This window comes from Haloplanus sp. HW8-1 (assembly GCF_023703795.1).
In the GTDB taxonomy this organism is placed as follows: Archaea; Halobacteriota; Halobacteria; order Halobacteriales; family Haloferacaceae; genus Haloplanus; species Haloplanus pelagicus.
On sequence record NZ_CP098518.1, the window covers coordinates 891979 to 910012 of the forward strand.

Consider the following 18034-nt stretch of genomic DNA (forward strand, 5'->3'; position numbering starts at 1 on the left):
ACCGGCGTCCCCGCGGGCACACCGGACCAAGGTATTTCACCGCCGGCCCCCAGACACTCTTACGATGGTCGCGCCGCCGTCGGTCCCGACCGACCGCTTGACCGACTGGCAGCGGGCGAGCGACGCCACGGAGACGCCGTTTTCGGCCGCCGGACTCACGGTCACCGCGCGTATCCTCCTGTTCGAGGACGACCGGCTCCGCGAGGAGGTCCGCGACCGGTCGGGTCTCGACCGAAGTTGGCGGTTCTTCCTCGCCGCCCGCCTGGAACTCGCCCCGGCGCCGCCGGTGACGGGCGCGCTCCGCAGACTGGTCGCCGCCCGTGCAAGCCGCGGGTTCGCCGACCGCCTCGGCGACCGAGGATTCAGCGCCGTCGAGCGAATCGACCGCCGGTCGCTCCGTGTCGGCGACGCCGACGCCCGTCTGTTCCGGTACGACGCCCGGTGTCGGGTCGACGGCGTGACGCTTGCGGTCGACGGCTGGCTTGCGGTGTGGGCGCCCGACCGGGCGTTCAGACTGGCCGGCGGCGCCTACCCCAGGTCGATCGTCGACACGGCACCGTCCGTCGACGAGCGCGTTTCCGAGTCACTGACCGACAGCATCGACCCCGAAGGGTTCCGCGAGGAACTGTTCGTGCTGATCCGCGCGACGGGTTAATCGAAGAGGGAGAGCACCACACCGCCGGGGCTGATCCGTGCGGGGTCGACGCCGAGGACACGCGAGAGGTGTCCGGGGTCGTGTCCCGGCCCCGCTCGGGCGACGCTGTGGCCCCGAACCCTGACGTCGAGGGTCACGTCCGCCCGAGACAACCCATCGAAGACGGGGACTCGAGAGGCGCCGCTGGCGAGTGCCCGCACCGCCCGGAGCGAAGGTGCCCGGACGACCACGAGGTCACCGTACCCGCGGATCGACACCGTCGTCTCGCCGACGTCGAGGGTCAGATCCGCGTACACGTCGAGCGGCCGCTCCGCGTCGGTCACTCGCGGTCGGTCTCGCGGGTCCGGACGCGCACGGTACCGTCGAGCCGCCACTGAGCGTGGTCCGCGTCCGGGCCCATCCGGTCCGGGACACGCACTTCCAGGTCGTCGAACTCGTAGGTGATCTCGGCGCCACGGCCGGTGAGTCGCTCGTAGAGCCCCACCGCCAGCTCGGGCCAGGTTCGCACGTCGTCTATCTCGGCGCCGCGCTCCCGACTCATGGACGTCGGTTCGGCGGCCACGTACTTATACGGTCGGCCACGCTCCCGTCGACTGGGTCCGGATCGCGCTCACAGCAGGCGCGCGACGGTGAGGTAACCGGTGTGACCCACGCCACGGGTGTCGGGCCGCGATCCTCGGTCGTCGAACTGCATCCGGCGCTGGATCGTCTCGTGGGTCGTCACGTCGGTCAGCCCGACCGCCTCGGCGGCGTCGACGGCGTCGCGCGTCCCCTCGACGAACGGCGAGTAGACGACGACGAAGCCGCCGCTGACGAGAAGATCCGGCACCCGGCGAACGACCGTGGGTGCGTCGGCCGTATCGAGGGTGAGGAGATCGAACGCCGCCTCGTCGGCGAGGTCGCCGAGTTCCGTGGTCACGTCGCCGGTCCGCACGTCGACGCGGTCCTCGACGCCGGCGAGGCGCATGTTTTCGCGCGCCACCTCGGCGAATTCGGCGTCCTGCTCGTAGGTCCGCACCGACGCGCCGACTCGGCCGAGGTACGCCGCCAGGACGCCCGTTCCGGTCCCCGCATCGAGGACGCGGTCGTCGGCCGCGGCGCCCGTCATGCCGATCACGAGTCCGACGTCCCGAGGCATCATCGGCGCACCCGTCCGCTCGAAGTGGTCGAACAAGTCGGGGCCGCGGGGCTCCCGGACGACGAACTCCTCGCCGAGGTGTGTCTCCAACCGCTGGCCGGGTTCGACGTCCTCGGGGACGGTCAGGACGCCGAGGTCGGTCTGGAGTTCCTCGCCGGGCGCCCGGAGGTACTCCCGGTCGCCGCGGACCAGGAGGATCACTCCAGTCGGGCGATGGCCGCCGCCAGGTCGCCGTCGGCGGCTTCGAGGGCGTCACGGGCCTCGCTTTTGCCGACGCCGGCACGGGTCGCCACGAGTTCCACGTCGTCCTCGGGGATTTCGCTCTCGTCGGTCGGCGCCCCGTCGTCGGTCTCCTCGCCACCGGCCTCGACGGCGCCGGCCGCGCCGCTCGGGTCGCGACTCTCCGGTTCGCCGACGACCTGATACGTCTCCTGGCCCTGTGCGTCCATGCGCGTCACCTGCGCGTCAGGGAAGACGAGTTCCTCGTCGGCCGTCCGAATGACGACCTCTTCGGCATCGAGTTCCGTCACGTCGATGCCCATCTGTTTCATCATCTGTTTCATCTTTCGCGGGTTCATACCGCCGCCACCGAACATACCTCGTGAGAGAGGGTGTGGCGGCAAAAGCATGGCGAAGGGGCGTCGGCCCTCAGTTCAACGCCCAGAAGCGATAGTTCAGATAGGCGGCGAAACTCACCCACGCGAGATACGGGAGGAGGAGGAGCGCCGCGCGTCGATCCACTCGATCGAAGGTCCCGATGGTGACGACGATGGACGCCCAGAGGAGGGCGATGACGGCGAGGCCGAGCGTGACGGACTGGAGGCCGAAGAACGCGGCCGACCAGCCGACGTTGCAGACGAAGTGGACGGCGAACACCGCGATGGCGATCCGTGCACGGCGACCGGTCGGCGGTGGATCGTCGACTCGGCACCAGACCAGCCACACGGCGACGCCCATGAGCGCGAACAGCGCCGTCCACACCGGCCCGAACACCCAGTTCGGCGGGGCGAACGCCGGCCGAGCGAGCGTCCCGTACCACGCCGAGAGTCCGCGAAGGGTGAAGACGGCGCCCGAGGCGCCGGCGAGTTCGACCACGAGGACGGCGAGGACTAGTGCGCCGAGTGGGTGGTCATCGGGGAGTCGCCGAACCGTGGACCGGAGCGAGACCATTCGCGTTGGTACGATCGGGCGACGGAAAGCCGTATCGCCGCCCTTAGACGTGCGGTTTCGGCATGAGGTCTTCGAACGCCTGCGCGTCGATCCAGTCACAGAGCTGACAGAGCTGGTCGGTCGCCGCCTCGAACATCTCGGCACCCTTCTCGGCGGTGGCGTCGGTCTGGTCGCCGAGAACGCCGTTGCCGGTGTTGTCGGCGGCGTCGTAGAAGGTCCGGGCGCCGTGTTTGATCGTCTCCGCGGCCTCGACGTCGGGGACGCCGCCGTCGCGGGCGTCCGCCAGCCGATCCTCGCGGACCAACTCGGGGCGGAGATGCTGGATCATCGCCGTCTCCTTCGGCCCGCCGTGGGGGCCGTTCTGCTCGAACAGGTCGTCGACCAGATCCGGAATGCTGTCGTTCCACATCCACTCGACCGCGTACAGTTCCTCGTCGTCGCGGAGTCGACGCCCCACCTCGCGCAGGTGGTCGACGTTGCCGCCGTGAGCGTTGACGTAGATCACGCGATCGATGCCGTGGTAGGCGAGGTTTCGGGTGAACGACTCGACGTAGTCCCGAAACTGGGGGGCATCGACCCACATCGTCCCGTTGAACTGGCGGTGGTGAGGACTGACGCCGACGTTGATCGTGGGCGTACAGAGGTAACCGGTGCGCTCGGCGGCTTCGCGGGCGTACGCCTCCGCGATCAGGTGATCGGTCGCCAGCGGGAGGTGTGGGCCGTGCTGTTCGGTCGAGCCCAACGGGACGAGCGCCAGCGACTCGTCCGTGAAGTAGTCACCCAGTGCCGGCCAAGTCTCGTCTGCGATGTACATTCGTCCGCGGTTCGGAGCCCAACCCCCTTCAATCGTGTCACTCGACGGCTATCGATCGGGGCCGCCGTCGGCGGCGGTCGGACGGTCGTCCGTCACCCCGGCCGGTTCCCCGGCGCTGGTGGTCGTCTCGACGTCGAACTCGCTCAGCAGGTCGCGGAGTGACTCGGCCTGCTCCGAGAGCGACCGCGCGCTCTCGGAGACGTCCGCGAGCGTCGACGTCTGCTCCTCGGCGGCGGCGGAGACGTTCGCCGCCTCGGCGCTCGACCGGTCGGCCAGTTCGGCCACCTCGTCGAGCATCGAGACGACGTCCTCGGTCGACTCGGCCTGATCGTTCGTCGCCGCGCTGATCTCGCGGACGCCGGTGTTGAGTTCGTCGACCTGTCGGGCGACGTCGTCGAGCGACGTGAGCGCGTCGTCGATGGTTTCGCTCCCGTCGACGACGCGCTCCCGCATCCGGTCCATATCGTCGACGGTGCCGTCGGCGGTGTCCTGTACGTCGGCGATACGGCGGTCGATCCGCTCGGTGGCGTCGGATGCCTCTCCGGCGAGGACCTTGATCTCGTCGGCGACGACGGCGAAGCCGTCGCCGTCACCGTCGGCGTGGGCGGCTTCGATCGAGGCGTTGAGCGCCAGCATGTTCGTCTGTTCGGCGATATCGGCGATCATGTCCACGATGTCGCCGATCTCGGCGACCTCTTCCGCGAGAGCCGTCACCTCCGTCGCCGTCTCCTGTGCCCGGGTTTCGATCCGTTCGAGTTCGTCGACGGCGTCCATGGCCGCGTCGCTGCCAGCCTCGCTGGTTTCGGCCGCCCGTTCGGCGGTCGCCGCCACCTCGTCGGCCGACGACGCGACCTCCTCGATGGCTCCCGAGAGGCTCTGCATCTCGCCCGAGACGGTCGTCAACCGCTCGTCCTGCCGTTCGGCACCGGCCGAGATCTCTTGGATGGATTCGCTCACGTCCGCGCTCGCGCTCTCGACTTCCTCGGCGCTCGTGGTCACCTGCTGGCTGGCCACGGCCACCTCGTCGGCGAACTCGCGAATCCGTCCCAGCGTCGTCTCGATCTCCGTCATCATGTCGTTAAACGAGTCGGCGATACCGTTCATGACCTCGCTCCGACCGTCGGCGTCCATCCGCTGGGTCAGGTCGCCGGCCGCGGCGCGGGACATCGTCTTGCCGAACGAGTCCGCCTGCTCCTCCAGGGCGGTGTTCAAATCCTCGACATCGCGGCGTGCCCGTTCGGCCTCCTTCTGTGCACGTTCGACGTCCTCGCTCATCCGAGCGATCGTCTCGCCGAACGTCCCCGGCACGTCCTCGTCGAGGACCTCGGCGTCGAACCGCTGGTCTGCGACGGCGTCGGCCTGGGCCGCGACCGTCGAGAGGTACGCCTTCATGTCGACGAACGCGTCGACCAGTTGGCCAATTTCGTCGTCGCGATCCGTCGACTCGATCTCGGTGTCGAGGTCACCGCGGGTGATCGCCTCGGCGTCGCGGGTCAGGCGATCCAGCGCGTTCACGGTGTTTCGGCCGAGCGTCGCCCCGATCAGTAGGAAGCCGGCGAGCGAGATACCGACGAGGACGGTGAAATCGCGGGTGACGACGCCAGCGAGCGCGTACATTTCCGAGCGCGGTGCGTGCGTGACGACGACCCAGTTGGCACCCTCGACCGGGACCGGCGCGTAACCGACGACCATGTTCGTGTCGTCCATATCCATCGTACCGGTCTTACCTTCCCGAGCCATCTGGACGTGACCCATGCCGTGACCGTACTCTTGCAGCACTACCTCGTCGTCCTCCGCCAGTGAGACGGCGCCCTCGCCGTCGACGACTTGCGTGAAGCCGCTCTCCGTCGGCGTCCGGAACTCGGCGGCTCGCTCGTTGGCGTCGACGGTCACCATGATCGCCTTTTCGGTCCCCGCGACCCGACTGACGAACGCGATGAGCGTGACGTTGCCCTGTCGATAGGCTCTGGAGACGGCAACCGACGTGGAGTCACGGTGGTAGGAATCCTCGAGGGAGCCACGCGCCCACTGCATGTCCCCGACGCTAGCTCCGATCCGGTCGTTGTCGGTGCTCTCGACGATGGTGTTCGAGTTGAGGTTGACGTAGTGGATCGACTGGGTCGACTCGGGCATTCGGTCGAGTTCCGAGTCGAGCGTGGCGCCGATCTGGCGGCGGTCGTCCGTTTCGATCTCTCGGAACTCGGACAGCAACCGCGTGTTCTCGCTGTTGCGGTCGACCCACTCTCCGACCGCGTTGGCTTCGAGTTCGGCGATGGTCCGGAGTTCCGCCTGCTGTTCGTGGCGGAGTTCGGCCGCGACTTGCCCCTGGAAGAAGACCCCCACGCCGGCGACGACGACCAGCACGACCGCGACAATCGCCGCGAATCGTTTCAGGTAACTGTCGGTGACGACTGACGGAACCCACGTCATCGATCCATCACCTCCGTCGATCGGATCGGCCCTGAGCACCCCGGGGCCACCGCCGATTCGGTACGTTCGCGCATATCATCTGGGGCACATTCGACCGTAAAAAACCGATGGGACAAATTATCAGCAGAGAAAATCGGAGGCGACGAGGCGGCCGGCCCGTGCTCGGACGTTAGTCACTGTCGAGGAGTCGGTCCCGTCGACGGCCGAACTCCTCGTCGTCGACGTCACCGGCGGCGTATCGCTCGCGGAGTGTAGCCATCGCTCCGTCGTCGTCGCGACCCTCCTCACGGGTCCATGCGTACGCCACCGCGACCACGAGCGCGGCGAGCAGGAACGCGAGGACCAGGAGCGTGAGCCAACCGCCGAACCCGCCGACGGTTCCCGTGCTCGCACCGCCCATCGGTCCGCCACCCCAGTGTGGACCGTTGTGGGGACCGTGTGGCCCGGGCTGTACCTGTGCGAGTGCGTCCATTAGCGGGCGTGTCGGGATCTGCATCGGCCTTGCCACCATCCGATAGTCGGAACCCCACTGACCTAACCGTCTCGACGATTCCCAACCGCCGGGAGCGTCGCCGCTGCGTACCGAGGGTACCGTCTCCGGTCCGTGTGCCGGGATACTCGACACGTCGCGGTGACGAGCCCCTCGATCGACGGACAGCCAACAGTATAAGTTCGCGGCCCGCGTCGCATCGGCCATGTTCGACCCCGACGACCTCGAACAGATCCGCGAGGGCAAAGCCGAGTGGGAGGCCGACGCCTACGGGCCGACCGTGGATCGGTTCGGGGAGCGAACGGACGCGTTCACCACCGACACCGGGGGCCAGGAGGTCGATCCCCTCTACACCCCCGCCGACGTCGCCGATCTGGACTACGGCGACGACCTCGGATACCCCGGCCGGGAGCCCTACACCCGCGGCGTCTACTCGACGATGTACCGCGGTCGGCTGTGGACCATGCGCCAGTACGCGGGGATGGGGACCGCCGCCGAGACGAACGAGCGGTTCAACTACCTGCTCGACGAGGGCCAGACCGGGCTGTCGATGGCCTTCGACCTGCCGACACAGATGGGCTACGACTCAGACGCCGCGATGGCCGCCGGCGAGGTGGGGAAGTCGGGCGTCGCCATCGACACGCTGCGGGACATGGAGACGGTGTTCGACGGCATCCCCCTCGACGAGGTGTCGACGAGCATGACGATCAACGCGCCGGCGGCGATCCTGCTGGCGATGTACGTCGCCATCGGCGACCAGCAAGGGGTGGCTCGGTCCGAACTCCGCGGCACCATCCAGAATGACATCATGAAAGAGTACATCGCGCGCAACCTCTACATCTATCCGCCCGAACCCTCGATGCGCCTAATCACCGACATCTTCGAGTTCTGTGCCGAGGAGACGCCGAAGTTCAACACGATCTCCATCTCGGGGTATCACATCCGCGAGGCCGGGTCGACGGCGGCCCAAGAGATCGCTTTTACCCTCGGCAACGGCATCGAGTACGTCGAGGCGGCCCTGGACGCCGGTCAGGACGTCGACGAGTTCGCGCCCCAACTCTCCTTTTTCTTCAACGCGCACAACAACATCTTCGAGGAGGTGGCGAAGTTCCGTGCCGCCCGTCGGATGTGGGCGGAGATCATGGAAGAGCGGTTCGGCGCCGAGAACCCGAAATCCAAGCAGTTGAAGTTCCACACCCAGACCGGTGGGTCGACCCTGACCGCCCAGCAGATCGACAACAACGTCGTCCGAGTGGCGTACCAGGCGCTCGCCGCGGTGCTCGGCGGCACCCAGAGCCTGCACACCAACGGGAAAGACGAGGCGCTGTCGCTCCCGACCGAGAAGAGCGTCCGGACGGCGCTCCGGACCCAGCAGATCCTCGCCCACGAGTCGGGCGCCGCGGACACCATCGATCCGCTCGCGGGAAGCTACTACGTCGAGTCCCTGACCGACGACCTCGAAGCGGCGGCGTTCGACCTGTTGGACGAGATCGACGAACGCGGCGGCATGCTCGAAGCCGTGAAGTCCCAGTGGGTCCAAGGCCGGATCCAGGACGTGGCCTTCGACCGCCAACAGGAGATCGAGGAGGGGGAGCGGATCATCGTCGGCGTCAACGAGCACCGGGTCGACGAGGACCCCGAGGTCGACCTCGAAGAGGTGACCGAGGAGGACGAACGCCGACAGATCGATGGGCTGGAGTCGGTGCGGGCCGACCGCGACGACGAGGCAGTCGAGGCGACGCTCGCGACGCTCCGCGAGACGGCTCGCGGCGACGACAACCTGCTCCCGCCCATCGTCGACGCGGTGAAGGCCTACGCGACGGTCGGCGAGATCGCGAACGTCCTCCGCGAGGAGTTCGGGGAGTACCAGCCCGGCCGTTAGGGCGTGACGACCCGACCTTCCACCCAATCGACGTACTCGTCGATCACCGCGCTCTTTCGGTGATCGACCATCAGGTGGATCCGGAGTTCGGTGCGGTCGTCGACCGCTCTGGCACACAGCGGGCATCCCCTCCGCCGCTCTTCTATCATGGTCTTTCATTATGGCTGACTCGCCGTCTCTTATAGATTGCGGTGGCGTCGGAACGGTGAGAGCGACGGTGCGGGTTTATGCCTGAATAGTTAAAATTCCAACACGTGAATCCGATGTACGACACGATACTCGTGCCGACCGACGGGAGCGACGTGACGGACGTCGCAGCCACGCAGGCGGTCGTCCTCGCCGAGCGATTCGGCGCGGACGTCCACACGCTGTACGTCCGCGAGGAGGAGGACGACGTGGCGGGCGAGAACGCAACGACGGCCGTCGCGGAGCGGGTGCGTGCCGCCGGCCTCGACGCGACGACGGCCGTTCTCGACGCCGAGGAGGCGGTCCACCGTGCCATCCTCGGATACGCCGCCGACCACGACGCCGACTGCATCGCGATGGGCACCCACGGCCGAACCGGCCTCGGGCAGCATCTCCTCGGGAGTGTCGCGGAGCGGACGCTCCGCAAGTCACCCGTCCCGGTGGTGACCGTCCGCGAGGAGACGGTCGTCGACGACTTCGACGCCGTCCTCGTGCCGACCGACGGGAGCGACTGCGCGGAGACGGCGGCGGCCCACGCGGTCGAACTCGCCGCGGCGACGGGCGCGACACTCCACGTGGTCCACGTCGTCGACCGCGGCGTCCTCCCGTCCGACGGGTCGGGTACGTTGTTGGAGGCCCTCGAACGGGTCGGCCAGCGTGCGCTGGAGTCGGTCATCGACCGCGCCGACGCCGCGGGCGTCTCGAGCGTTCAGGCGTCGATCCTGAGCGGGTCGCCCTACCGCGCTATCGTCGCCTACGCCGAGGACGAGGGGATCGATCTGATCGCGATGGGGACCCACGGTCGGACCGGTTTCGACCGCTACCTCCTCGGGAGCGTCACCGAACGGGTCGTCCGCCTCAGCGACCGGCCGGTACTCTCCATCGGCGACCACGAGCGGATCTGACCGTTTCCGGCGGGTGGGAAACTCCTCCGCGACACACTCGCGTGGAACGCCGAGGTGGAGTGCCTCGACCGTCGGCCCGCACGCGCACTCTGCCCGGTCGTCCCGGAGCGTCACAGGTGAACAACGTTTTGTTACCTCCGGCCGTTCTTCGGGTGATGAGCGAGAGCGAACCGCCGGCTGACGAACTCGACCGGGACACGATCACGGGCAACGGGATCGCCAACTGGCTGAACGCGAACGGTCCCGAGTGGGTCCTGTGGATCGAACCGCTGGACGGGGATCCGGAGTACCTCGGCTTCGTCGACGGACGGTTCAAAGTCGCGAAGGACGACGAGATCATCCCCGTCGCGCTCCACTACATCTCGGACCTCGCGGACCGCGCTCGACGGGTCGAGCACCGCTCCTTGGCGGAGTCGCCGTTCACGGTCGACGACGAGGACGACGACGGCGAGGACGGCTGACCGGCCACGCAGGGTATTTGTCCGCGCGCCCGGGAGTAGACGTATGCGCTTCGATCACGTCGGCGTCGCCACCCGTGACGTCGACCGGTTGACCGGGTTGTTCGAGCCCCTCCTCGACGCCCCGGTCGCACACCGGGAGACGTTCGACGGTCTCGACGTCACCTTCCTCGATCTGGGCAACGGCTATCTGGAACTGCTCGAACCGCTCGACGGTGAGGGACCGATCGCGCGGTCGCTCGACCGCGACGGGCCCGGGATCCACCACGTCGCGTTCGCGACGACCGACGTGGCGGCCGCCCTGGCGACTGCCCGAGATCACGGGATCGACCTCGTGGACGAGCAGCCCCGACCCGGTGCCTGGGGACACGACGTGGCCTTCCTCCATCCCGCGTCGACCGGCGGCGTCCTCGTGGAGTTCGTCGAGCACGGATGAAAGATCCACTAACCTACCGGGCCGACCTGGCGTCGGAGACGACGGCGTTGATCGATGCCGACGCCGACGAGCGGTGGACGGTCAGCGACCTCGATGCGGCCGTCGAGCGGACTGCGGGTCGACTCGCGGCACTCGGCGTGTGCCCCGGGGACCGACTCGGTGTCGTCGTCCCGCCGCGCCCGGCGGCGGTCCGGGTGATCCACGCGGCGTTGCGACTCGGAGCCACGGTCGTCCCGCTCGGCACCCGCCTCTCGGCCGCCGAACTCGCCGACAGGCTGGATCGAGCGCGGGTAACGGCGCTCGTCTGTGACGCCTCGACGGCGGAACGGGCGGTCGAGGCGGCGACGTCGGCCGCCGAGGCGACGTCGCTGCCCGTCGCCTCGGTGGACGGCGCCGGAACGGGTGACGTGACCGCCCTCGGCGCGCGGACGCCCGACGCGGTCGTCGCACACGACTGGCACCTCGATTCGACAGGACTCCTCTCCTTTACCTCCGGCACGACCGGCACTCCGAAGGGGGTCCGGCTGACCCTCCGGAACCTCCTCGCGAGCGCCGTCGCCTCCGCGTTCCGACTCGGCCTGGATCGCGCGGAAACCTGGCACGTTGCCCTCCCCCTGCATCACGTCGGCGGTTTCACCCCGATATTCAGGATGCCGCTGTACGGCATGCGGGTCGTCCTCCGGCAGTCGTTCGACGCCCCGGCGGTCGCCGCCGACTTCGACCGGTACGACGTGACGGCTACGTCGCTGGTGCCGACCACGCTCGACCGCCTGCTCGATGCGACGGACGGATCGCTCGGGTCGTCCCTGCGGACGGTGTTGCTCGGCGGCGCACCGGCGAGCGAGTCGACCCTCGACCGCTGCTGGGAGCGAGACGTCCCCGTGTTCCCCACCTACGGAATGACGGAGACCGCCTCCCAGATCGCGACGGCGACCCCGGCGGAGGCACGGGCCCATCCCGGAACCGTCGGCCGACCGCTGTTCTGGACAGAGGTGTCCGTCCGCGGCGACGAGGGCGACGAGCGACCTCCCGGCGAGGTCGGCGAACTCGTCGTCGACGGGCCGACGGTGACGCCCGGCTACCTCGACGACCGCGACGACGACGGGTTCGGTCTCCACGGTCTCCGGACCGGCGACGTGGGCTACCGCGACGCCGACGGGCGACTCTGGGTGATCGGCCGTACCGACGACACCATCGTGACCGGGGGCGAGAACGTCGTCCCGGCGGAGGTGGTCGAGCGACTCCGGGACCACCCCGACGTCGCCGATGCGGCGGTCGTGGGCCTACCCGACGAGGAGTGGGGCGAACGCGTCGCGGCGCTGGTCGTCCCTCGTGACGGGGCGACCCTCTCGGCCGACGCGCTCGACGATCACTGTCGGGAGCGGCTGGCGGGGTACAAGGTGCCACGGACGATCCGCCTCGCGGCGTCGATCCCGCGCACCGACTCGGGGACGGTCGACCGAACGGCAGTCCGCGACCGGTTTGGTTAGCCGGTCGCGCAGTTCTCCGTGGGCAAGACGTGGGTCGTCAGGCCGGCGGCCGTGGCGGTTGGCGAGGTAGCCACCGTGCGCGGGTCCGGCCGCGGTGGCGACGTCGTTGGCGCGGTGCCCGACGCCGACCACGGAGAGCGGAATGCCCACCTGCAGGCGGATGTGGAGGTTCGCGAGGGGGGACCAGCCCGAAGCCGAAGACGTTGCCGGGGCGACCGCCCGCGACCGATCACCGGCGTGTTTTATCAATATCGCTGACGGTATTGGCGGATATGCTCCCCCGAACTTCCCCCGTCGGTCGCCGACACCTCGTTCGTTGTCTCGTCGTCTTGCTGGTGCTCTCCGCGCCGGTCGGCATCGCCGCGGCGGAGTCGGTGCGGGGTGCCGCCGGTACGGTGGTCGTCGGCGCGGACGAGACGGTCGGCGACGTGGAGGCAGTGGCGGGCACCATCGTGATCCGGGGGACGGTCACGGGCGACGTGGCCGGCACCGCCGGCACGATTCACGTCACCGAGTCCGGTCGGGTCGGCGGGAGCGTCGAAGCCGCGGCGGGCACTGTCCGCATCGACGGCACCGTCGACGGCAGTGTGAACGTCGGTGCCGGGTCCCTCGACGTGACCGAGACGGCACGGATCGGCGGTGACCTCGATGCGGGGGCGGGATACGCCTCCATCGACGGACGGATCGGCGGCGACGTGAGCGTCGGTGCCGAGACGGTCGTACTCGGGCCGAACGCCCGCGTCGCGGGGGACTTCGAGTACGATGCCGAGACGCTGACCCGCGATCCGGGGGCGACCGTGGGGGGAGCGGTCGTCGAGAACGGGACTCGCGGATCGGCGTCCGGGGGCAGCGGCGTCCTCGGCTCGGTGGTCGGCGCAGTCTACGAGTTGCTGGCGAACCTGTTGCTCGGCGTGATCCTGCTGCTTGCCTTTCCGGACTTCTCCGCCGGCGTGGCGTCGCGAGTCGGAGCGGCCCCCCTTCGCACCGGCGGAGCCGGCCTGCTGACCTTGGTCGGCGTCCCCCTCGTTTTACTTCTCGTCGCGGTCACGTTGGTTGGTCTCCCACTTGCCGTCGTCGGTGCAGTGGCTTTCGCCGGACTCGTGTGGGCCGGCCTGGTCTACGGACAGTACGCTGTCGGCGTGCGTATGCTCTCGGCGGTCGGTCGGGAACACCGGTGGCTTGCCCTCGTCGTCGGCGTGGGCGGGGTCGCCGTCCTCGGCGCGGTGCCGGTCCTCGGAGGCTTGCTCGAACTGGGTGTGCTCCTGCTCGGACTGGGTGCCCTCGCCGTGGGGATCCGACAAGCCTATCGGCGACACCGGGGCGGGCGGACGGAGCGCCAGGCCGCGCCCGACGAGGGGTTCGAGGACGCCCCGACGACGTAGGGGTGGGTCCCCGCTCGGTCGTCCTCGGGGAGGACGCCCAGCATGTCGACACCGGGGAGTCGACCGACTTGTAGAGTCAGAGGCCGATTCCAGCGCCCGCGACCAGCAGAACCATCGTGATGACGCTCTGGATCATCGTCCCGGCGGTGGGCTCGTTGCCGTGGAGGGGAGCGTAGGGCCAGTCGTTGGTGTAAGTGTGCTCCGTTCCGGGGCGTTCGGTGTGTGAGGCCCAGGCGGTCCGGAGGGCGAAATCGGCGAACGCACGGGCCTCCCCGGCGGACTCGATGGTGCCCACCGGAAGCCAGTGTTCACGACTCCCCCAGTGGCACCGTTCGGCGTAGTCCGCACGGACCTACCGGTGGGCGTAGGCCTCGGCCGCGGAGTACTCCACCGGCGCGGTTGTGTCGGGCGAGGCGGTTCTCGACGAGGCGGTCGACGGCGGCCCGTTCGGCCCGGATCAGTGCGTCGGAGCCGCTCCCGTACCGAGGCTCAGCGCGGTACTCTTGGATGTATCCAACCTGCCGGTTGGGGGCGCCGGCCGTCTCGTCGCTGCCGAAGTGCGCGCTGGTGCCCAGGATCGATCCGCGGTTCACGGGCGCGTCGGATTGGGAGACGTCTACGTCTCGACCCGGTACCGGGTTCTGCGTTGGTTCGAATACGTTCGTGTCCGACCTCGGATCTCGGGGAGCTCCCGGTGTAATATGCGAACATGTTCGTGCAAACTCCCGTTGGGTCGGCGTGCGTCCCCACGTACATGCCATACGCCAAGCTCACCATCGGCCTGCCGTCGGCCGTCTGGATCGGCGAACTGTCGCGGGCGTTCCCCGGGACGACGTTCCGTGTGCTCTCGGCCGTACCGTCGGGGGATGCGGGCTTCGGCCTCCTCGAAATCGAGAGCGAGGAGATGCCCGCCGTCCTCGACGGACTGGAGGACCGACCCGGCGTCGGCTCGCTGGAACTGATGCAACGCTCCGGCGATACGGCCATCGTCCAGTTCGAGACGACCGAGCCACTTCTCCTGCTGTCGATTCAGCAGTCGGGCGCGCCGATAGAACTCCCTCTGACCATCCGGGACGGGCAGGCCATCATCGAACTCACCGCCTCGCGCGACCGCCTCTCGGAGTTCGGTCGCCAACTGGAGACGTTCGGCATGTCCTACACCCTCAACCGGGTGTACGACGCCTCGGACCCACCGGACCTGCTCACCCCCCAGCAGCGGACTTTGCTGGTGACGGCCGTCGAGATGGGATACTACGACACGCCGCGCGAGAGCACCCTGACCGACGTCGCCGAGGAGGTGGACTTGGCGAAGTCGACGGCGAGCGTCACGCTCCATCGGGCCGAAGAGCGGGTCGTCAAGGAGTTCGTCGCCGAGCGGCTGGACGTGACGTTCGACGAGTCGCCGCGCGCGACGGCGGAGTGAGGTCGCCGCGACGCGACGTCGACGATCAGAACGGAAGGAGCGCCCGCAGTCGCCCGAACAGGCCCCCACCCGTCGAGACGCGGTACTCCTCGAACACGGGGTGGAGGAGATCGAGCAGTTCCGACTCGGACTCGAATCGTCGTTCCGGAAGCGACTCCATGGCCTCGGATAAGGCAACCGAGTTCCCCGATCCGTCGTAGGGAATGTCGGGGTCGCCAAGCGCCCGGACGATTTCGTCACGACTCGCGGGATACTCCACCTCCGCGTGGTCGAGGTGGCCGACCAGGGCGGCGATCCCGAACTCGACCGCATCCGGTGACGACGTGTCCTGCTGTGGCGGCCTGGCTGCCATTACCCGGCCTTGTCAGCGAACGATTAAAAAAGACGGCCATTCCGTGCGGCCGTGTCGCCGGCGGCGACCGTCGCTTCGTCACGGTGGGTATATGTCGCCGGGCCGCCTGGCACCGCTATGACCGAGTATACGACGGTCTCGATTCCGAAGGAACTCGGCGACCGTGTCGAGGAGACCATCGAGGGAACCAGTTTCTCCAGCACGAGCGATCTGGTTCGCTTCCTGCTCCGGAGCATCGTCATCCAGCACCAGCGTAGCGGCGAACTGACCGAAGCGGAGTTCGAGGAGATCGCCGACCAACTGGCCGACCTCGGATATCTCGACTGACTCTCGACGCCTCTGGGCGGCCCCGACACGGTCCACGTTGTCGAGCAGTTCGGCCGTCGTCAGCGGCCCGACACCACCCGCTCCCCGACGCTCTCGGCGGCGGCCGTCGAGTCGGCCGAGGGGTGCCTCGCGGGGTTCGGCGGCGTCGTCGCCGCCGAGGCGTTTCGTGGGGTCACGATCACTCGGGGACCGACTCGGCGGGCGGTTCGGCGTCGACGACTCTGAGGGAGAGGCGCCGGCTCCGACGATCGAAGGCGAGTAGTTCCTCCCACGGCGGCACCGCGAGCAAGACGACGCCCGCGAGGTCGTCGCGGCGGGTCAGTTCCGCCGGTCCCTGTGGATGGGTGAGAAAGCGTGCGCGTCCCCGACCGGCGGGCGTGCCGAGGTCGACGCCGAACACGTCGCTGACGGCCCGTCCCGCCGCGGGGAGGTAGACGTGGCTGAGGACGGGCGTGGCCGGATCGACGCCGATATCCGTCTCGAAGTTGCCGGCCGGCGTCGCGTCGAGGACGACGTTCACCCGAGACGGCTCGGCGTCGACGGCGCGTTCGAGGAGCATCTCGACGAGGCCACGAGTCGCATAGACCGGGCCGCCGTCGTGGTCGTCGGACGTCACCCAAGCACCATCTCGCGGACCATATTCGCGTACGCGGCGGGCAGACGGCGGCGGGCACCGTCGAGGGCGTCCCGGAGCGCGGCGGTCGCGTCCTCGAAGACGCCCTCGCCGTGTCCCACCAGCACCCGGTCGGGTTCGAGATCGGCGAGCGCCCGCCGTGGCGGGATCGGCCGGAGCATCGGGTGGACGCCGAGACGCTCCGACTTGGCTCGGAAAAAGGAGGCGGTGCCGACGGCCTCGGGGACGAGAAGCGTCTCGTCGGTGTAGAGTGCGACCTCCTGCCACGGCGGTAGGGAGGCGTCACGAACTCGCCGGACGCGATAGCCCGAGTCCCCGAGTTCCCCACCGAAGCGTTCGACCGGCGCGTCGAACGCCACGCCATCCATCCACTCGGGGACGTAGACGGGGACGTCGTGTCGGGTCGCGACCGCCGCCGCATCGCGCTCGTGGCGGTCGAGACAGACCGCGACCCCGGCCACCTCACCCAAGTCCGCGAGGAGGTCGTCCAGTCCCGGTGCGTCGACCGGATCGATCACCCACACGTCCCCGTCGACGGCGAAGGCGTGACTCGCCCGTTGCATCCGCTCGTCGGGATGGGCGATCCAGCCGACGCCCCCCTCCCAGCGGTCGATCTCGCGCAGGTCAGCGTGACCGCCCTTCAGTGGCATACCCCCAGTGGGGGCGGAACGCGCATAAACCCTCGACTGGCGGCATCGACGACGGGCGGGAGTTAACCCCCTGGCAGTCCTACGGCGTCCCGTGCTCGATCGGGTGACTCACTTGACCCTGGAGGTGGCGGATCTCGACGCCGCGCGGGCGTTCTACGCCGAACGGTTCGGGCTGACCGCCGCCGAGACGTCGGCTCGGGAGGTCCTCTTTCCGGTCGGCGAGACGGAGCTACGACTACGGCGACCGGACGGCGTCCCGCGGGGTGGCCTCCACACGCACTTCGCGTTCACCGTGGCCCCCGGCACCGGGCCGGGCTGGCGGGCGCGGTTGGCCGACCTCGACCCCGAGACGGCCACCTTCGGCGAGTCGGCGTCGCTGTACGTCGACGATCCCGACGGCAACTGCGTGGAGATCTGGGGACTCGACCCCGACGCCGGGCGCGATCCGGGGACCGATCCGGGCTCGCCGACGGGGATCTTCGAGGTGGTGCTCGAAGTGGCCGACCTCGACGACGCCGTCGAGCGATTCGTTGCCCTGGGGTTCGAACCGGTGGACCGGGGAACCTCGCGCCGGCGTAGCCGGCTGTGCGGCCCCGTGGACGTCGAACTCTGGGAGCCACAGCTGGGGATCGCCGACGCCCGGGGCGGGGTTCACGTCGACCTGGGCTTCGAGACGGTCGTCCCCGAGGCGGCCGCGGAGGCGGTCGCGGCGTGGACGACGGTCCGCGTCGACCTCGACGACGGGGTCCGGATCCGTGACGCCGACGGCCACTGGCTCACGTTCCGGCGCTATAGTAGCGATTGAAACTGGTTGCTCAACCGATCGGACGCCGTACTGCGATCGGCTGTGTAATGACTTTCAATCGCTACTATCGGACAGGCGGTCGGTGTCGATGCCGACGCCGGGCGGCGTCACGACGAGGAAGCCACGAAAGCGCATCAGCGTGCCGCCGGCGTCCCTGACCTCTCGGGCGAAGCCGGCGGCGAGTCGGTTCAGGTCGCCCTCGACACTCAACACGAGGATCTTGCCGTCCTCGACGGCTTCGATCCACTCGACGGGCTCGGTGCTCCCATCGAGGACACCGAGGACGACCTCGGATCCACCGTCGCCGCCGCCCTCGAGTTGCTCCTCCGCGTTGCGGAGGTCGAGGTCGAACTCGCTCATGGCCCTACGGTCGCGGGGGCGAGAGAAAAGCGTTCGGGCGCGGCGTC

General features: G+C 68.9%; 25 protein-coding genes. 10 read left to right on the plus strand and 15 right to left on the minus strand.

The annotated features are described in order from the left end of the window. The first annotated feature begins 64 nt into the window (after nt 1–64). A complete protein-coding gene (locus tag NBT82_RS04775; protein ID WP_251330432.1) occupies nt 65–655 on the plus strand; it encodes a DUF6517 family protein in 591 nt (196 codons plus the stop codon). On the opposite strand, the gene NBT82_RS04780 is transcribed toward NBT82_RS04775, so the two are convergent. From NBT82_RS04780 to NBT82_RS04815, 8 genes are all read right to left on the minus strand, one after another. Continuing rightward, a complete protein-coding gene (locus NBT82_RS04780) occupies nt 652–978 on the minus strand; it encodes an aminopeptidase (RefSeq protein ID WP_251330433.1) in 327 nt (108 codons plus the stop codon). The two genes, NBT82_RS04775 and NBT82_RS04780, sit on opposite strands and share 4 nt — an antisense overlap. Continuing rightward, nucleotides 975–1196 carry a hypothetical protein gene (locus tag NBT82_RS04785; protein ID WP_251330434.1) on the minus strand — a complete coding sequence of 74 codons (222 nt, stop codon included), beginning with the start codon at nt 1194–1196 and terminating at the stop codon, nt 975–977. Before NBT82_RS04785 ends, NBT82_RS04780 begins: the two co-directional genes overlap by 4 nt. Nucleotides 1197–1265: 69 nt before the next feature. After that, nucleotides 1266–1994, minus strand: coding sequence for a methyltransferase domain-containing protein (locus NBT82_RS04790; protein ID WP_251330435.1), 729 nt, complete (start codon nt 1992–1994; stop codon nt 1266–1268). After that, nucleotides 1991–2389: a nascent polypeptide-associated complex protein gene (locus tag NBT82_RS04795; RefSeq protein WP_251330436.1), complete on the minus strand. Its 399-nt coding sequence runs from the start codon at nt 2387–2389 to the stop codon at nt 1991–1993. The genes NBT82_RS04790 and NBT82_RS04795 overlap by 4 nt, the downstream gene beginning before the upstream one ends. A gap of 52 nt (nt 2390–2441) precedes the next feature. Beyond that, nucleotides 2442–2963 (minus strand): TspO/MBR family protein, encoded by a 522-nt coding sequence (locus NBT82_RS04800; RefSeq protein WP_251330437.1) that lies wholly within the window; start codon nt 2961–2963, stop codon nt 2442–2444. Nucleotides 2964–3006: 43 nt separating this feature from the next. Beyond that, the gene (locus NBT82_RS04805) at nt 3007–3777 is read right to left on the minus strand and encodes a creatininase family protein (RefSeq protein WP_251330438.1); all 771 of its coding nucleotides are present in this window, start codon (nt 3775–3777) and stop codon (nt 3007–3009) included. Between the two features lie 48 nt (nt 3778–3825). Further along, entirely contained in the window at nt 3826–6207 is a 2382-nt protein-coding gene (locus NBT82_RS04810) for a methyl-accepting chemotaxis protein (protein WP_251330439.1), read from the minus strand. 169 nt (nt 6208–6376) lie between these two features. After that, nucleotides 6377–6703, minus strand: a complete 327-nt coding sequence (locus NBT82_RS04815; protein WP_251330440.1) for an SHOCT domain-containing protein — start codon at nt 6701–6703, stop codon at nt 6377–6379. 199 nt (nt 6704–6902) lie between these two features. Between NBT82_RS04815 and NBT82_RS04820 the strand changes: the two genes are divergently transcribed. After that, complete coding sequence (locus NBT82_RS04820) at nt 6903–8579, plus strand: acyl-CoA mutase large subunit family protein (protein ID WP_251330441.1); 1677 nt, start codon at nt 6903–6905, stop codon at nt 8577–8579. Here the strand turns inward: NBT82_RS04820 and NBT82_RS04825 are convergent. Then, nucleotides 8576–8728: a hypothetical protein gene (locus NBT82_RS04825; protein ID WP_251330442.1), complete on the minus strand. Its 153-nt coding sequence runs from the start codon at nt 8726–8728 to the stop codon at nt 8576–8578. The genes NBT82_RS04820 and NBT82_RS04825 overlap by 4 nt on opposite strands. A 114-nt stretch (nt 8729–8842) precedes the next feature. On the opposite strand from NBT82_RS04825, the gene NBT82_RS04830 reads away from it, so the two are divergent. The 5 genes from NBT82_RS04830 to NBT82_RS04850 all read left to right on the plus strand — a co-directional run bounded on the left by NBT82_RS04830 (nt 8843) and on the right by NBT82_RS04850 (nt 13436). Then, nucleotides 8843–9670, plus strand: a complete 828-nt coding sequence (locus NBT82_RS04830; protein ID WP_251331349.1) for a universal stress protein — start codon at nt 8843–8845, stop codon at nt 9668–9670. A 155-nt stretch (nt 9671–9825) separates the two neighbouring features. After that, complete coding sequence (locus tag NBT82_RS04835; RefSeq protein WP_251330443.1) at nt 9826–10131, plus strand: hypothetical protein; 306 nt, start codon at nt 9826–9828, stop codon at nt 10129–10131. A 43-nt stretch (nt 10132–10174) separates the two neighbouring features. Further along, a complete protein-coding gene (gene mce, locus NBT82_RS04840) occupies nt 10175–10564 on the plus strand; it encodes a methylmalonyl-CoA epimerase (protein ID WP_251330444.1) in 390 nt (129 codons plus the stop codon). Then, the gene (menE, locus tag NBT82_RS04845; RefSeq protein ID WP_251330445.1) at nt 10561–12054 is read left to right on the plus strand and encodes an o-succinylbenzoate--CoA ligase; all 1494 of its coding nucleotides are present in this window, start codon (nt 10561–10563) and stop codon (nt 12052–12054) included. Before mce ends, menE begins: the two co-directional genes overlap by 4 nt. Nucleotides 12055–12326: 272 nt before the next feature. Next, nucleotides 12327–13436, plus strand: coding sequence for a bactofilin family protein (locus tag NBT82_RS04850; RefSeq protein ID WP_251330446.1), 1110 nt, complete (start codon nt 12327–12329; stop codon nt 13434–13436). A gap of 76 nt (nt 13437–13512) precedes the next feature. Here the strand turns inward: NBT82_RS04850 and NBT82_RS04855 are convergent, their stop codons facing one another. Next, nucleotides 13513–13731, minus strand: coding sequence for a hypothetical protein (locus NBT82_RS04855; RefSeq protein ID WP_251330447.1), 219 nt, complete (start codon nt 13729–13731; stop codon nt 13513–13515). Nucleotides 13732–13744: 13 nt separating this feature from the next. Continuing rightward, nucleotides 13745–14029 carry a hypothetical protein gene (locus NBT82_RS04860; RefSeq protein WP_251330448.1) on the minus strand — a complete coding sequence of 95 codons (285 nt, stop codon included), beginning with the start codon at nt 14027–14029 and terminating at the stop codon, nt 13745–13747. Nucleotides 14030–14190: 161 nt separating this feature from the next. Here NBT82_RS04860 and NBT82_RS04865 point away from each other — a divergent pair, with 161 nt between their 5' ends. Then, entirely contained in the window at nt 14191–14859 is a 669-nt protein-coding gene (locus NBT82_RS04865; RefSeq protein WP_251330449.1) for a helix-turn-helix domain-containing protein, read from the plus strand. 25 nt (nt 14860–14884) lie between these two features. Here the strand turns inward: NBT82_RS04865 and NBT82_RS04870 are convergent, their stop codons facing one another. Then, nucleotides 14885–15211, minus strand: a complete 327-nt coding sequence (locus NBT82_RS04870; RefSeq protein WP_251330450.1) for a DUF2795 domain-containing protein — start codon at nt 15209–15211, stop codon at nt 14885–14887. A 117-nt stretch (nt 15212–15328) separates the two neighbouring features. On the opposite strand from NBT82_RS04870, the gene NBT82_RS04875 reads away from it, so the two are divergent. Then, a complete protein-coding gene (locus NBT82_RS04875; protein ID WP_251330451.1) occupies nt 15329–15538 on the plus strand; it encodes a ribbon-helix-helix domain-containing protein in 210 nt (69 codons plus the stop codon). Between the two features lie 178 nt (nt 15539–15716). On the opposite strand, the gene NBT82_RS04880 is transcribed toward NBT82_RS04875, so the two are convergent. Together NBT82_RS04880 and NBT82_RS04885 are read right to left on the minus strand one after the other, a co-directional pair. Continuing rightward, entirely contained in the window at nt 15717–16154 is a 438-nt protein-coding gene (locus NBT82_RS04880) for a JAB/MPN domain protein-containing protein (protein ID WP_486617150.1), read from the minus strand. Further along, nucleotides 16151–16822, minus strand: coding sequence for a hypothetical protein (locus tag NBT82_RS04885; RefSeq protein WP_251330452.1), 672 nt, complete (start codon nt 16820–16822; stop codon nt 16151–16153). Before NBT82_RS04885 ends, NBT82_RS04880 begins: the two co-directional genes overlap by 4 nt. Nucleotides 16823–16913: 91 nt before the next feature. On the opposite strand from NBT82_RS04885, the gene NBT82_RS04890 reads away from it, so the two are divergent. Further along, nucleotides 16914–17627: a VOC family protein gene (locus tag NBT82_RS04890; protein ID WP_251330453.1), complete on the plus strand. Its 714-nt coding sequence runs from the start codon at nt 16914–16916 to the stop codon at nt 17625–17627. 54 nt (nt 17628–17681) lie between these two features. Here NBT82_RS04890 and NBT82_RS04895 read toward each other — a convergent pair whose 3' ends face one another. After that, a complete protein-coding gene (locus NBT82_RS04895) occupies nt 17682–17987 on the minus strand; it encodes a DUF5779 family protein (protein ID WP_251330454.1) in 306 nt (101 codons plus the stop codon). Nucleotides 17988–18034 lie beyond the last annotated feature (47 nt).